General features: G+C 42.7%; 10 protein-coding genes, 3 tRNA genes and 2 pseudogenes. 10 read left to right on the top strand and 5 right to left on the bottom strand.

What is annotated here, in order from left to right:
- Window positions 1-222: 222 nt before the first annotated feature.
- A complete protein-coding gene (locus ACQKCG_RS00550; RefSeq protein WP_101206393.1) occupies window positions 223-1830 on the top strand; it encodes an inorganic phosphate transporter in 1608 nt (535 codons plus the stop codon).
- A gap of 288 nt (window positions 1831-2118) precedes the next feature.
- Here ACQKCG_RS00550 and ACQKCG_RS00545 read toward each other — a convergent pair.
- Window positions 2119-3483, bottom strand: a pseudogene (locus ACQKCG_RS00545) (aminotransferase class I/II-fold pyridoxal phosphate-dependent enzyme); the annotation flags it as partial.
- A gap of 53 nt (window positions 3484-3536) precedes the next feature.
- A pseudogene (locus ACQKCG_RS00540) lies at window positions 3537-3771 on the bottom strand (helix-turn-helix domain-containing protein); the annotation flags it as partial.
- Window positions 3772-4215: 444 nt separating this feature from the next.
- On the opposite strand from ACQKCG_RS00540, the gene msrB reads away from it, so the two are divergent.
- From msrB to ACQKCG_RS00520, 4 genes are all read left to right on the top strand, one after another.
- Window positions 4216-4641 (top strand): peptide-methionine (R)-S-oxide reductase MsrB, encoded by a 426-nt coding sequence (gene msrB, locus ACQKCG_RS00535; protein WP_057760931.1) that lies wholly within the window; start codon window positions 4216-4218, stop codon window positions 4639-4641.
- Window positions 4642-4778: 137 nt separating this feature from the next.
- Window positions 4779-5264 (top strand): glutathione peroxidase, encoded by a 486-nt coding sequence (locus ACQKCG_RS00530; protein WP_101206395.1) that lies wholly within the window; start codon window positions 4779-4781, stop codon window positions 5262-5264.
- Window positions 5265-5488: 224 nt separating this feature from the next.
- A tRNA-Val gene (locus ACQKCG_RS00525) sits at window positions 5489-5564 on the top strand.
- A 37-nt stretch (window positions 5565-5601) separates the two neighbouring features.
- Window positions 5602-5678 (top strand) — tRNA-Asp (locus ACQKCG_RS00520).
- A 374-nt stretch (window positions 5679-6052) separates the two neighbouring features.
- Here ACQKCG_RS00520 and ACQKCG_RS00515 read toward each other — a convergent pair.
- Window positions 6053-7384 carry an MBL fold metallo-hydrolase gene (locus ACQKCG_RS00515; RefSeq protein ID WP_101206396.1) on the bottom strand — a complete coding sequence of 444 codons (1332 nt, stop codon included), beginning with the start codon at window positions 7382-7384 and terminating at the stop codon, window positions 6053-6055.
- A 354-nt stretch (window positions 7385-7738) separates the two neighbouring features.
- Here ACQKCG_RS00515 and ACQKCG_RS00510 point away from each other — a divergent pair, with 354 nt between their 5' ends.
- The 4 genes from ACQKCG_RS00510 to ACQKCG_RS00495 all read left to right on the top strand — a co-directional run bounded on the left by ACQKCG_RS00510 (window position 7739) and on the right by ACQKCG_RS00495 (window position 10688).
- On the top strand, window positions 7739-8101 hold the full coding sequence (locus tag ACQKCG_RS00510; protein ID WP_101206397.1) for an ArsR/SmtB family transcription factor: 363 nt from the start codon (window positions 7739-7741) through the stop codon (window positions 8099-8101).
- A 44-nt stretch (window positions 8102-8145) separates the two neighbouring features.
- A complete protein-coding gene (arsC, locus tag ACQKCG_RS00505; protein WP_101206398.1) occupies window positions 8146-8553 on the top strand; it encodes an arsenate reductase (glutaredoxin) in 408 nt (135 codons plus the stop codon).
- Complete coding sequence (gene arsH, locus ACQKCG_RS00500) at window positions 8540-9313, top strand: arsenical resistance protein ArsH (RefSeq protein WP_101206399.1); 774 nt, start codon at window positions 8540-8542, stop codon at window positions 9311-9313. Before arsC ends, arsH begins: the two co-directional genes overlap by 14 nt.
- A 67-nt stretch (window positions 9314-9380) precedes the next feature.
- Window positions 9381-10688, top strand: coding sequence for an arsenic transporter (locus tag ACQKCG_RS00495; protein WP_101206400.1), 1308 nt, complete (start codon window positions 9381-9383; stop codon window positions 10686-10688).
- A gap of 231 nt (window positions 10689-10919) precedes the next feature.
- Here ACQKCG_RS00495 and ACQKCG_RS00490 read toward each other — a convergent pair.
- Window positions 10920-10995: transfer RNA gene (locus ACQKCG_RS00490), tRNA-Asn, on the bottom strand.
- Between the two features lie 256 nt (window positions 10996-11251).
- Window positions 11252-12454, bottom strand: coding sequence for a pyridoxal phosphate-dependent aminotransferase (locus tag ACQKCG_RS00485; protein ID WP_057760918.1), 1203 nt, complete (start codon window positions 12452-12454; stop codon window positions 11252-11254).
- Window positions 12455-13005: 551 nt separating this feature from the next.
- On the opposite strand from ACQKCG_RS00485, the gene ACQKCG_RS00480 reads away from it, so the two are divergent.
- Window positions 13006-13743, top strand: a complete 738-nt coding sequence (locus ACQKCG_RS00480; RefSeq protein ID WP_101206401.1) for an SDR family NAD(P)-dependent oxidoreductase — start codon at window positions 13006-13008, stop codon at window positions 13741-13743.
- Window positions 13744-13765: the final 22 nt, after the last annotated feature.

The raw sequence follows: 13765 nt of genomic DNA, 5'->3' as shown, positions 1-13765 counted from the left end.
CAAGATGCTGTAATCAGACGATTTGGCAATATCACTTGCGGCTTTGTGACATGTTGAAGGATGTGCTTTCCCTTTCGCTCTAGTCGGTTCAAGGCCTTCTAATCGCATGTTATATATTTTCCATTGCTACTTCATTAGATGCCGTAACAAGTACTGTGAGTAGCAGTGCAATATTATCAACCTCATATAATTTTAATCAGCTTACGCAGGACGTACTAACGTATGGGTATTAGCAGCAGTTCTACAGAGTCAGTCAAGCCAGTTGGCTCTATGAGAATCAATCTATTTTTTGCCATTTTACTGATTGCGATGACTTCCTACTTTTTGTGGTGGGGTTTAGATTACACCATGCGTCAACAAACGACGCTATTCATTGTGGCGACCGCTTTTGGTGTCTTTATGGCATTCAATATCGGTGGTAACGATGTCGCCAACTCATTTGGTACTTCGGTGGGTGCAGGGACGTTGACTATCCCGCAAGCATTGGGTATTGCCGCGATATTTGAAGTATCGGGGGCAGTTCTTGCAGGCGGGGAGGTGACTGATACGATTCGAAGCGGCATCGTCGATCTAGATGGTCTATCAGTGACGCCCAATCAGTTCATTTATGTCATGCTCTCCGCATTGGTTGCAGCAGCATTTTGGCTGTTATTTGCGACCAAAAAAGGTCTGCCTGTTTCGACCACGCACTCCATTATTGGTGGTGTGATTGGTAGCTCCATTGTGTTAGGTATCACGTTAGGTGGTACGGACATGGCGCTATCAACGGTAGACTGGGGAACGGTTGGAACCATCGCTATTTCTTGGGTGTTGTCGCCGCTACTAGGTGGCGTGTTGTCTTATCTTTTATATGGACAAATCAAGAAAAACATCATTGAATATAACGATAAAACCGAAGCCTATATTGCGACGCTAAAAGGCAATAAAAAAGTCTTAAAGCAAAATCATAAAGAGTTTTTGGATGGTTTGACAGAGTCTGAGCAATTGGCTTATACGTCAGCGATGTTACGTGATCAGGAAATCTATAAAGATGACGATTGTATTGTTGAAGACCTAGAAACTGATTACTATAAAAAGCTTTATGATATTGAGAATGAGCGCAGTAGCCTTGATACTCTAAAAGCACTTAAGCAATGGGTACCTATCATTGCTGCCGCAGGTGGTGCGGTGATGACTTCTCTAGTCGTCTTTAAAGGTCTTAAAAATGTTAATAGCGGCCTGACCACACTACAGGGCTTCTTGATTATGGGTATGATAGCGGCGCTAGTATGGTTAGCGACCTATATCTATACCAAGAGTATCCGCGGTAAGCACAAAGAAGATTTGACCAAAGCGACGTTCATTATGTTTAGCTGGATGCAGGTCTTTACCGCGTCAGCTTTTGCCTTTAGTCATGGTTCAAACGATATCGCCAATGCCGTTGGTCCTTTTGCCGCCATTATGGATGTGATTCGTACTAATAGTATCGCTACTGAAGCTGCTGTTCCACCTGCTGTCATGCTGACCTTTGGTGTGGCACTAATCGTTGGTCTTTGGTTCATTGGTAAAGAAGTGATTCAAACCGTTGGTACCAATCTAGCGAAAATGCATCCAGCTTCAGGTTTCTCAGCTGAGTTGGCTGCAGCAGCTGTTGTAATGGGCGCATCGACAATGGGTCTGCCTGTATCTAGTACTCACACGCTAGTAGGTGCGGTACTGGGTATCGGTATCGTCAACAGAGATACTAACTGGAAGCTTATGAAGCCGATTGGCTTAGCTTGGATTGTGACGCTACCTGCAGCGGCTACTATGTCTGCTATTAGTTATCTCGTATTGAGCAATATTTTTTAATGCGCTGTTTTTATCAGTGAATTATCATAATTGAGTTTTAATAACTAGGGCGTGTCTTCATTTCAAAAATGGTGGTAAAAATGAGATAAATTGCCGTCAAACAAGAAAAATAGCGCAGATAATATCGGGATATTAACCAGCTATTTGACGATGTTTGGCAAGATTTAGCCATTTTTAGCCCATTTAGATGACTATCGGGTGAATTGAAGACACGCCCTAGGTTCAACGCAATAAAAAACGCTTATCAGCATCATGCCGATAAGCGTTTTTTTAATGATGTATAATGATTTACTCGGTACCAAACTGCTTACGTTTTTTGGCAAAAAATCTGTCCAATCTATCCATCGCATTTTCTAGGTCAAGCAAGTTAGGCAAGAACACCAGACGGAAATGGTCGGGTCTATCCCAGTTAAACCCAGTACCTTGAACCATCAATACATTTTCTTCAACGAGCAAGTCCATCATAAAATCCATATCATCGGTGATAGGATAGACCTCTGGATCCATTTTTGGGAAACAGTAAAACGCGCCTTGAGGCATGGTACAAGAAATACCTTTGATAGCATTAAGACGTGAGACTGCCATTTCACGTTGCTTATATAGGCGACCCTTTTCAGAAGTCAGGTCTTGCATGCTCTGATGCCCACCCATCGCTGTTTGAATGGCATACTGTCCCTGCACGTTAGAACAAAGGCGCATGGATGCTAGCATATCTAAGCCTTCAATAAAGTCAGCTGCGTGCTGTTTGCGGCCTGATACCATCATCCAACCTGAGCGAAAACCTGCAATACGATGCGACTTCGACAAGCCATTGTAAGAGAGTACTAGCACGTCGTCAGTTAAGGTGCCCATCGGCGTATGTACATTATCGTCATAGAGAATACGGTCGTAAATTTCATCAGCCATGATGATTAAATCATGCTCTTTAGCAACTTCGATGATTTGCTTTAATAGCTCATCACTATAAAGTGAACCTGTTGGGTTATTCGGGTTAATAACTACGATACCTTTCGTTTTGCTCGTAATTTTAGACTTAATATCTTCAATATCAGGGTGCCAGTTGTCTTCTTCATTGCAGCGATAGTGCACCGCAGTACCGCCAGCGAGATTAGCAGCAGCAGTCCAAAGCGGGTAGTCTGGCATTGGAATTAGGACTTCATCACCGTCATTCATCAACGCCTGCATGGTCATGACAATAAGCTCAGAAACCCCATTGCCCAAATATACGTCACGTACGTCAACGGCCGACAGCAATCCCTTTGATTGATAATATTGCAAAATGGCTTTGCGCGCTGAGAAAATCCCTTGCGAGTCTGAATAGCCAGTTGCCTCAGATAAGTTCATAGCGACATCACGCAAAATCTCATGCGGGGCTTCTAAACCAAAAGGTGCTGGATTGCCTACGTTTAGTTTTAATATGCGTTTGCCTTCTGCTTCCATCTTATTCGCAGTCTGCAATAGAGGACCACGAATGTCATAGCAAACGTTTTGTAATTTATCAGATTTTTTTATGGTGTTCATAGCATGACCGTTTTTCGGGTTGGTTGTCGAATTGGTTTTTGATTTTTTACTAGCGGAATAAGGTGTCGTCGATTGAGCATCAGTTATTTTAATGTCTGACTGGGTGTGAGAAATCGTATCTATCTTTTGATGTTCACTGCGCTCTACAGATGATGTCGACTCGTCTGCATCAATAGCTTCATTGTTGAGGTCGCCGCGCAACAGATATCCTTCACTACAGCCCAAAATACGCGCAAGTGTAGGCAGCTTAGATGAGACAATGCCATTGGTACCGCGCTCCCAGTTTGAGATAGCACCACGGCTCACTTTTGCACCAGCGGCTGTCATGGCTTGCGCTAGCTGCTCAGCAGTAAATCCTTTGTCACGGCGCAACTGTACCAGTCGTTCCGCTTGCGTACCTTTGCCATTGTCGTCAGACATTGTTATATGAGCCTTTGTTAATCAGTAATTATTCAGAGTAGAGATATATTAAACATTTTAGTTAAGCACTAATGCAAGATATTATTGCATTGATAGTTAATTTGCAAATGATTTTACAATCAGTTCTATCAGTGTTTGCAAGTATATCTTGCAATTAATACTTGGCTTATATTTGTATGGCTCTAAATCTCTTAAGTAGACTATAAAATGTATAGGTATCAAAATTACATCTTTACCCATCATTATCTAAAATTAATTTGGTATATTTAACTCAGTCAATCTCTTCAATCATGCTGTCTATCTCCCAATATAAAGAGTGCTTTTCTTATATATGCCTTGAATAGTGTGCTGATAACCAACAGATAGAGCACGTCGTTCTCATAATCATATGGCGATAAAATAGTTACCGAGATTAGATAATAAATACTCGAATAAGGATAAATTATGCAAGACAATCAACTAAGCAAAGAAGAGATCAGCCAGTTGACTGAAGCTGACTGGAAAGAGCGTTTAACCGCTGATGAGTATCATATTATGCGTGAGAAGGGCACTGAACGCCCATTTACAGGTGTATATAATGATGCGACTGATGATGGCGTTTACCGTTGTAAAGGCTGCGGTGCAAGCTTATTTGACTCAAGCAATAAATTTGATGCGAGCTGTGGCTGGCCAAGCTTTGATCAAGGTATCGATAACAGCGCGATTGAAGAGCACGTCGATAACTCGCTAGGCATGACTCGCACCGAAGTCACTTGCAGCAACTGCGGCGCACATTTGGGTCATGTATTCCCTGATGGCCCTACTGAGACAACAGGCATGCGCTATTGCATCAACTCAGTATCTATCGATTTAGATAAGTCTGAGAAGTAAGTAGGCTAAGTAGTATTAGAAACGTGAAAGGGAAGTGCACGGTGCTTCCTTTTCAATAGTTTTATTATGTGTATGATAGAAAAAGAAGTAGTGCATAAACACCCAAAACAATAAAAACCTCAATTTAAGGATAAATGATGAGCACAATTTATGATTTTACGGCTGAGCGCATGGATGGTAACTCGCAAGCATTTTCAGATTACCAAGATAAAGTATTATTAATCGTCAATACCGCAAGCAAATGTGGATTTACGCCGCAGTTCGAAGGCTTAGAGTCGTTATATCAACAGTATAAAGATCAAGGGCTGGTAGTTATCGGTTTTCCTTGTAATCAATTTGGTAGCCAAGATCCAGGCAGCAATGACGAGATTGGTGCATTCTGTCAAAAAAACTATGGTGTCAGTTTTCCAATGATGGCAAAGACTGATGTCAATGGCGCAAATGCTCATCCTATCTATGAATGGCTAAAAGAACAAAAGGGTGGCGTGCTAACAGATGGTATCAAGTGGAATTTCACCAAGTTCCTAGTCGATAGTAAAGGCCAAGTTGTTGACCGTTATGCACCAACGACCAAGCCAGAAGCCATTAAAAACGACATCGAGCAAGCACTGGCTAACAAATAAGCACTAAACCTAAAAAACATTGGGTTTGTATGAAAATATAAAGCCAATAAAAACAAATGCTTGCTAGATATTTTAATAAAGATAGAAAAAATATCTAAAAAAGTCGTAAATACTGTTTGACACCCAACAGTAAATCTATATAATACACACCCACAGCAGCAGAGCTTAGTGACAAACTTAAGAGCTCAGTTGATGTTGAATAAATTGCATAGCAATTGTTCGAAGGGTGATTAGCTCAGTTGGTAGAGCGTCTGCCTTACACGCAGAATGTCGGCGGTTCGAATCCGTCATCACCCACCACTTCTTAGCAAGTGGCTAAACAAGCTAAGAGACCTAAGCAGCGGTAGTTCAGTTGGTTAGAATACCGGCCTGTCACGCCGGGGGTCGCGGGTTCGAGTCCCGTCCGCTGCGCCATATTTAAAACGAATTTAAACCTTTGGGTTTAGGCAAGTTTCGCCTCAAACATTAGATTGTTTGAGGTTTTTTTGTGTCTGTTTTTTATGTATCTATATTTTATGAGTGATAAGTCAGGTAAGGAAGTACAGTAAGAGTTAGAATCTAGAACTATGATTTATATTTACTCAAGTCATATCACTTAAAAGTCAGCTAAAACGACGACCCTTCTTTTATGTCAGTCCTATATTGAATAAAAGAAGGGTCGTTGTACTTATTTTAAGTATAGCATGTCTTAGTTACAGTACATTAAAATGCCTCTGTTTAAAACTTGAGACGCGTTTAGCTCATTGTAGATTTTAGCTACGGGTAAAGACTTACTCATGCGTTGCTTGTCATGCGCCCATCGACCCTAGATAGATATCAATGTGCTCAAAACCTCGACTAGCGAGCCATCCTGCTGCTATTGTTGCCCGAGCACCACTGGCACACATCAATGTATAGTGGCGACTTTGGTCAAGCTCATGCCAACGCTCGTTCAGGTGTCCAACATAGATATGCTGTGAGCCTTCAATCGCACTAGTATTCCTCTCATCGATATCGCGTACATCGAGCAATGTCCAGTTCTGAGCATTATTAAGACGACTCTCTACCTCGGTTGTATCGATCATAGGGGTTTGCTGCACCTGCTCACCTTTGACAGCAGCAGGGACGACACCCACATAGCCACCTATAACATTATCAAAAGCAATACGTACCAGATGCTCCATCGCAGTCGCAAGTTGCTTTTCATCAGAGGCAATCAGTGCCAAGCTTTGTCCTTCTTCAATAAACCATCCAGCAAACGCAGGTAGCATGTTGACAGGTAAGCTCATAGAACCGGGTAGGTGTCCTGACGCATATGCCATAGGTTCACGAATATCGATGAGATGATCAGCATCGCAGTCATGCAGCTGTTTGAGTGAAAGGTTACGCGGACGCATAACCACTGGAGGTGCTTCACCACCTTCCATGTTGAGGCGCTCCATCAATCTGAAGTAGGGTGGCTGATAATGGTTTTCGCTAGTCTTGAAATCAATGAACGCCTCACGATTGGTAATCTGTAAACGTGGGTTGTTCATTCTTTCGTGACCGACGGTAGAAAACTCACGCTCCGCCATGCCTGAACCACAGACGGAGCCAGCACCATGAGCTGGATAAATAATCGCCTGATCACCAAGCGCTAAAATGTCTTGTAATGAGTCATAAAGTAGACCTGCAACTTCTCTACGACGATCAGGATAAAAGTCAGTACGACCGACATCACCTACAAAGAGCGCATCCCCAGTAAAAACGCCAACCGCCTTATCTGGGTACGCTGTGTCAAACAGCGCATAAGCAAGGTGATCATCGGTATGACCAGGCGTTTCTAAGACACGAATTTCTAATTGACCAACTGAAAAGCAGTCACCATTACGTACTGTCTCAGCATAGACAACAGGTTGTTCTGGATTAGGGCCATGTAAAACTGTCGCTCCTGTCATTGCAGCCAAGATAGGTGCGCCAGAAACCAAATCCTCATTACGATGTGTCTCAAAAATATGAGTAATCTCAAGTCCTGCTGCACGCGATTTTTCTACATATATCGCACAGTCACGACGTGGGTCAATTACCGCTGCTTGACCACCAGAGCTTACCAAGTAAGATAAGTGCGAAAGTCCAGGTGTCTTAATTTTCTCTAGTAGCATGGTCATTTCCTTATTGTTGTTTTAATCATAATAGTTATTTTAATCAGGTTTATTGGCAGTACAGAGCGAGAGCTACCAGCCAAATTTAGTTTTACTGTGCATAAACTTGTATTCAATCTAGCATGAACTTATAAGTGTCATCAATATACAATAACATATATTAAACTTGTTATTTACATAGGCCAAACGTAGAGGATTTTAGGTTTAAAAGGTTAAACAAGCATTATTTTCGCTATTTAGTTAATCGCTTTTACTTGTTGATATATATAGTTTAATTGCACAGATATATTTCTTTTAGAATAAAAATATCTGTAAAACATTGAATTATTTCCATATGTCTGTATTATTGGACATATGGAAATAACTAATGCTATTGCAAGCTTTGCTGCGCTCTCTCAAGATACTCGTTTAAAGGCTTTTAAGCTGCTCGTCAGCCACGAGCCTGAAGGCCTACCTGCGGGCGAAATAGCCCGTCAGCTCTCTGTTCCTCATAACACAATGTCAACCCACTTATCGGTGTTGGCACGAGCAGGGTGGGTGGTCTCACAGCGTCATAGCCGACAGATTATCTATCGTGCTTCGCTATCACATATGGATAACGTCATCCAGTTTCTGTTGCAAGATTGCTGTGCGGGACATCCAGAATTATGTGCGTCACTCATGGATAGTTTGAGTGGCTGCAGAGTAAATGAGTCTGCTGAGCAAGGTAATGATTAAACCAATTATCAATTCAATAAATACATAAAATAGGTGTAAAAACTATGAAGCCATTAATTTTTCATAATCCTAAATGCGGTACATCTCGCAACACACTTGCTATTATTAAAGCATCAGGTGAAGAGCCAGAAGTGGTGGAATATCTGAAAAATACACCAACCCGCGACCGTTTAGTGGAGCTGTTGGCACAAATGCAGATTTCGCCTAGAGAGCTATTAAGAAGCAAAGAAGCTATCAATGATGAGCTTGGTTTAGATAATCCTGAGTTGTCTGACGATCAAATTATCGATGCCATGATTGCGCATCCTATTTTAATCAACCGTCCTATCGTAGTGACTGATAAAGGCGCTGCTCTATGTCGTCCTTCAGAGCGCGTGTTTGAATTGCTAGCCAATCCAGTAAGTAGCTTTACAAAAGAAGACGGCGAGGTTATTACTCATGATAAACACTGAGGTTGACCAAGCATTGGAAGCCGAATCTACTGTTTCGCCAAAATTTAGCTTAGACGATTTGCCCAATATTGATATAGATAATCTTCAACCTATCGACATTGAGTCTTTGGTTGCACCGAATGACTCACGTCACCCGCCTAGAATACTAGTGCTATACGGCTCTGTCCGCGCGCGCTCGTTTTCTAGATTGGCCGCTGAAGAGTCGAGCAGGTTGCTACGTTGGTATGGTTGTGAAGTAAAAATGTTTGATCCATCCGGCTTGCCATTGCCTGACGATGTAGACGCAGACCATCCCAAAGTGCAAGAATTGCGGGAGCTGGCGCAGTGGTCAGAAGGCATGCTGTGGGTGAGTCCAGAGCGTCACGGTAGTATCACCAGTATTATGAAAGCGCAAATCGACTGGATACCGCTGTCACTAGGTGGCGTACGTCCAACTCAAGGTAAAACACTAGCACTGATGCAAGTCAGCGGCGGTAGTCAGAGCTTTAATACGGTTAATCAAATGCGTATTCTCGGGCGCTGGATGCGGATGATCACTATCCCCAACCAATCCTCGATCCCCAAAGCATTCTTAGAGTTCAACGACGACAATCGCATGGATATGTCTCCATTATATCTGCGCCTTGTTGATGTCTGTGAGGAGCTAGTGAAGTTTACTTGGCTCACACGCGGACGTTCAGATTATCTTACTGATCGTTATTCAGAACGCGTTGAGAGTGCTGAAGAACTATCGAGCCGCGTCAATCAAAAATCGATCTAACCCCCTAATCGATCTAATTCCCTATATTAAATCGGCTGAATAAAATCAGCTTAAGTAAGGTTGTACAATGCTTGCATTTGCTATTTTTGTGGTCACTTTAGTCTTAGTTATCTGGCAACCTAAAGGATTGGGCATCGGTTGGAGCGCCATGGGTGGTGCGTTAGTCGCGTTAGCGCTTGGCGTCGTGCAGTTATCAGATGTGGGTATTGTCTGGGATATTGTCTGGGATGCGACCTTTACTTTTGTGGCGCTGATTATCATCTCGCTTATCTTAGATAGGGCAGGGTTTTTTGGCTGGGCAGCATTGCACGTGGCACGCCTTGGCAATGGACAAGGGCGCTTATTATTTCCGATGATTGTCGTGCTCGGCGCTTTTATTTCTGCCTTTTTTGCCAATGATGGTGCTGCGCTACTACTGACCCCGATCGTCATCGCTATCTTGCTACGTCTGAAATTTTCGCCACCATCAGCGTTAGCATTTATCATAGCGACTGGTTTTATCGCTGATACGGCAAGTCTGCCATTGGTCACCTCAAATTTAGTCAATATCGTCAGTGCCAATTATTTTGCTATTGGTTTCGGTCGTTATGCGGCGGTGATGGTACCAGTCAATATCGTGTCTGTATTAGCGACGCTACTGGTATTGTGGATTGTCTATGCACGTCATATTCCAAAAACCTACTCGACTAGCGAGCTCAGCGCTCCAGAGTCTGCTATTACCGATCCATTGGTATTCCGAGCTGCTTTTCCACTATTAGGCTTGCTACTGGTCGCCTATTTTGAGACTGAGCCGTTGGGGCTACCTATTTCATTGGTCACGGGCATCGCTGCTGTCGCGTTAATGGCAATCGCTGGTCGTATATGGCAAGGCGGGCGTGGTGCGGTGGTCTCGGTGAGCGATGTGGTACGCAAGGCGCCTTGGCAAATCGTACTATTTTCAATCGGTATGTATCTAGTGGTATACGGTCTGGGTAATGCAGGTCTTACCGCCTATGGCGCGCAAGTACTTAACTGGTTGGGTCAACAAGGCGCAGTCATTGCTACGGTTGGAACTGGTTTTTTGTCCGCTATAGTCGCTTCTGTTATGAATAATATGCCAGCAACCCTAGTCGGCGCGCTTGCTATTGATCAAGCACAAGTGCCTGCTGCAACGCGAGAGCTGATGATTTATGCCAATGTCATTGGTAATGATTTAGGACCTAAGTTTACGCCGATTGGTAGTCTTGCAACCCTTTTATGGCTGCATGTGTTGGCAGAGAAGGATTACAAAATCAGTTGGGGACAGTATATTAAGATTGGATTAGTGATTACACCGCCAGTGTTGTTAGTGACCTTGTTAGCCTTGGTGTTCTGGTTGCCACTGTTGCCAAGTTAACTGATGAAAAACTTACTACAGTAATATCCTATCGTGACAATGATATTTATTTTTAAATATCATTGTCACTATCAAGTATGAAACAAAGTAGTTATTAGCGTTTATCAAAATGGCAACGGTAATAAAGCATATTAAATGAGACACATAAAAAAACCCCCATCAAAGTGATGAGGGTTTTGGCAAATGCCATAATTGAATTAATCATAATTCAAAAAATTTACTACTAAAATGTGGCTCTCCAACCTGGGCTCGAACCAGGGACACACGGATTAACAGTCCGTTGCTCTACCAACTGAGCTATTGGAGAATAGGCTGTAAGTAACTAATCGCTTACAACGAGCCTTAGAAGTCTCTAACGAGTTCTTGCTAAGTGGGGCGTATTCTAGCAAAGTTAAAAAATACGTCAAGCCTTTTTTTGCATAATTAGTAAAAATTATCATTTTAATGATGAGATAGCGTGTTTTTCCTAGTTATGCCTAAGACTCTCGCACAAAAAGACGCCCTATAGAATGTATAGGGTGTCTTTTTAATGAACAGCGGTAAGACTCGTTGCTATTTAAAATTTATTCAGCAACGTCTAAGTCAGCCACTGCTTTTTCGATACGCGATAGTGCATCTTTCAATGTTGCCTCATCAGTAGCGTACGAGATACGCATATAGCCGCCAAGACCGAACGCATCGCCAGGTACAACTGCCACGCCTACTTTGTCCAATAACCATGCTGAGAATTCAGTACATGATGACAGGCCCGCCGCTTTGATTAGCGGTACGATATTTGGATACACATAAAATGCGCCATCAGGACGCAAGCAAGTAATACCTTTAATGGCATTTAGACCATCTACGACTAGGTCACAGCGCTTCTCAAAAGCGGCTACCATCGGCTCTAGTACGCTCTGATCACCACTGATAGCGACTTCCGCTGCCACTTGGCTGATTGATGTTGGGCATGAAGTAGACTGTGACTGTACCTTTTTCATCGCGCCGATTAGCTTAGCAGGGCCACCCGCATAACCGATACGCCAGCCTGTCATCGCATACGCTTTAGACACACCGTTCAAGATGATGGCACGATCTTTTAGCTCAGGTGCTGCGTTTAAGATATTGTAGAACTTATCGCCTGTCCAGCGGATGTGCTCGTACATATCGTCTGAAGCTACATAAACTTGTGGATGCTTTTTTAATACTTCAGCGATGGCCTTTAGCTCATCTAATGTATAAATCATACCCGTTGGATTCGATGGGCTATTTAATACCAACAATTTAGTCTTGTCAGTGATTGCTTCTTCTAGCTGCTCAGGAGTAATTTTGAAATCTTGTTCAGCTGGGCATTTGACGATGACTGGCACGCCTTCTGCAATGATAACCATGTCAGGATAGCTGACCCAATATGGTGCTGGTATGATGACTTCGTCGCCAGGATTGATAAATGCTTGAGCAAGGTTAAAGAAAGACTGCTTACCGCCGACCGATACTAATATTTCATTTGGCTCATAGCTGATGTCGTTGTCGCGCTTGAATTTCTCGATGATGGCTGTTTTTAGCTCTGGCGTACCATCGACAGCCGTATATTTAGTAAAGCCATCATTGATTGCATCGATTGCTGCTTTTTTGATGTGTTCAGGGGTATCAAAATCAGGTTCACCAGCGCCCAAACCGATAATATCTTTACCAGCTGCTTTTAGCTCTTTGGCTTTATTGGTAATCGCTAGCGTAGGTGATGGTTGGATGTTGTTGACGCGGTCAGACAGTTGCAACTCGCTCATGAGAGATCCTTTTTTATATGAGGGTGGGGTTGGTGAAAATCTGATATTAATTATATAACGTTTTCATTGCTATCAGGACAAGATGTCAGATAGTTTTAAAAAAGATAGCGTTATCTTACCGTGATACGGCGGTCATTCGACTATAGACGATGGTGATGATGCTTCGGCAAACGACGCGATTGCTAATTTTTGCATTGTAGCATGCTGATATTGAGCTGTCTTATGACGCTAGTAACAGAATATTGTGTTGTTGCTTGTGATAGCAGGGTACTTGTGGAAATGACAAATAACACGCTGAGCTTAAGCTTAAGCCCATATGATTGCGAAGACACAACAATAAACCTATAGCTGACCACTACAATTATTTAGATTTGTTAAATAAAATGGCCTATAGCTTAATGAAATGCGCCCAATGATATCTGCGAAGAATAATGATAATAGCTAGCTGTTATCAAAGATTTAAGCTTTCATTCAGCAAACAGTTTAAGAGCATTAATGCCATATTATGAAAATACTTAAAAAGATAAGAATACTCAAAAAGGATATTTACGATGACAGATTCTACTGAAAAATTACATATTCTCATTACTGGGGCGACGTCAGGCATTGGTAAGCAGTTGGCAAAAGACTATCTGCTAGCAGATCATCATGTATATGTAGTTGGCCGTGACGACGAAGCGTTGGCTGAACTTCAGGCGTTAGGTGCAGAAACGATTGATTTAGACCTAATGGAACGAGAAAAAGTCATCGAAGCTTTTGAAAAAATCGACAATGTTGATTTAGCGATTTGCGGCGCTGGTATGTGCGAGTACTTAGATATGCCGAACTTTGATAGCGGTGTGTTTATGAAAGTCATGTCGGTAAATATGGGTACGTTGTCGCATGCGATCGAAGGAGTGCTGCCAAAGCTAATTGCGTCTAAAGGTCGCTTGGTCGGTATCGGTTCAGCGTCTGCTTATGTGCCTTTTGCGCGTGCTGAGGCCTATGGTAGCTCAAAAGCTGCTATCCATTATCTAATGAAGACACTACAGATTAGCCTTGCTCCGCATGATGTGTCAGTCAGCTTAGTCGTACCTGGTTTTGTTGAGACACCGATGACCAAACAGAATGACTTTCCGATGCCATTTATCCAGACGCCAGCGCAGGCCAGTCAAGCCATACGTGACGGTATCGAAAGTGGGCATGACGTGATTGAATTCCCAAAAAAACTAACCATGCCTTTAAAAGCATTGGGTACGTTGCCTGATTTGGTCTGGCAGCAAGTTAGCGAAAAACTTAATAAAAAATAATCTACCATTAATAGAACTCTTA

Source organism: Psychrobacter sp. NPDC078929 (genome assembly GCF_050267985.1).
Taxonomy (GTDB): domain Bacteria; phylum Pseudomonadota; class Gammaproteobacteria; order Pseudomonadales; family Moraxellaceae; genus Psychrobacter.
The sequence above is the reverse complement of the archived record's forward strand: the minus strand, read 5'-3'. Positions and strand labels throughout refer to the sequence as shown.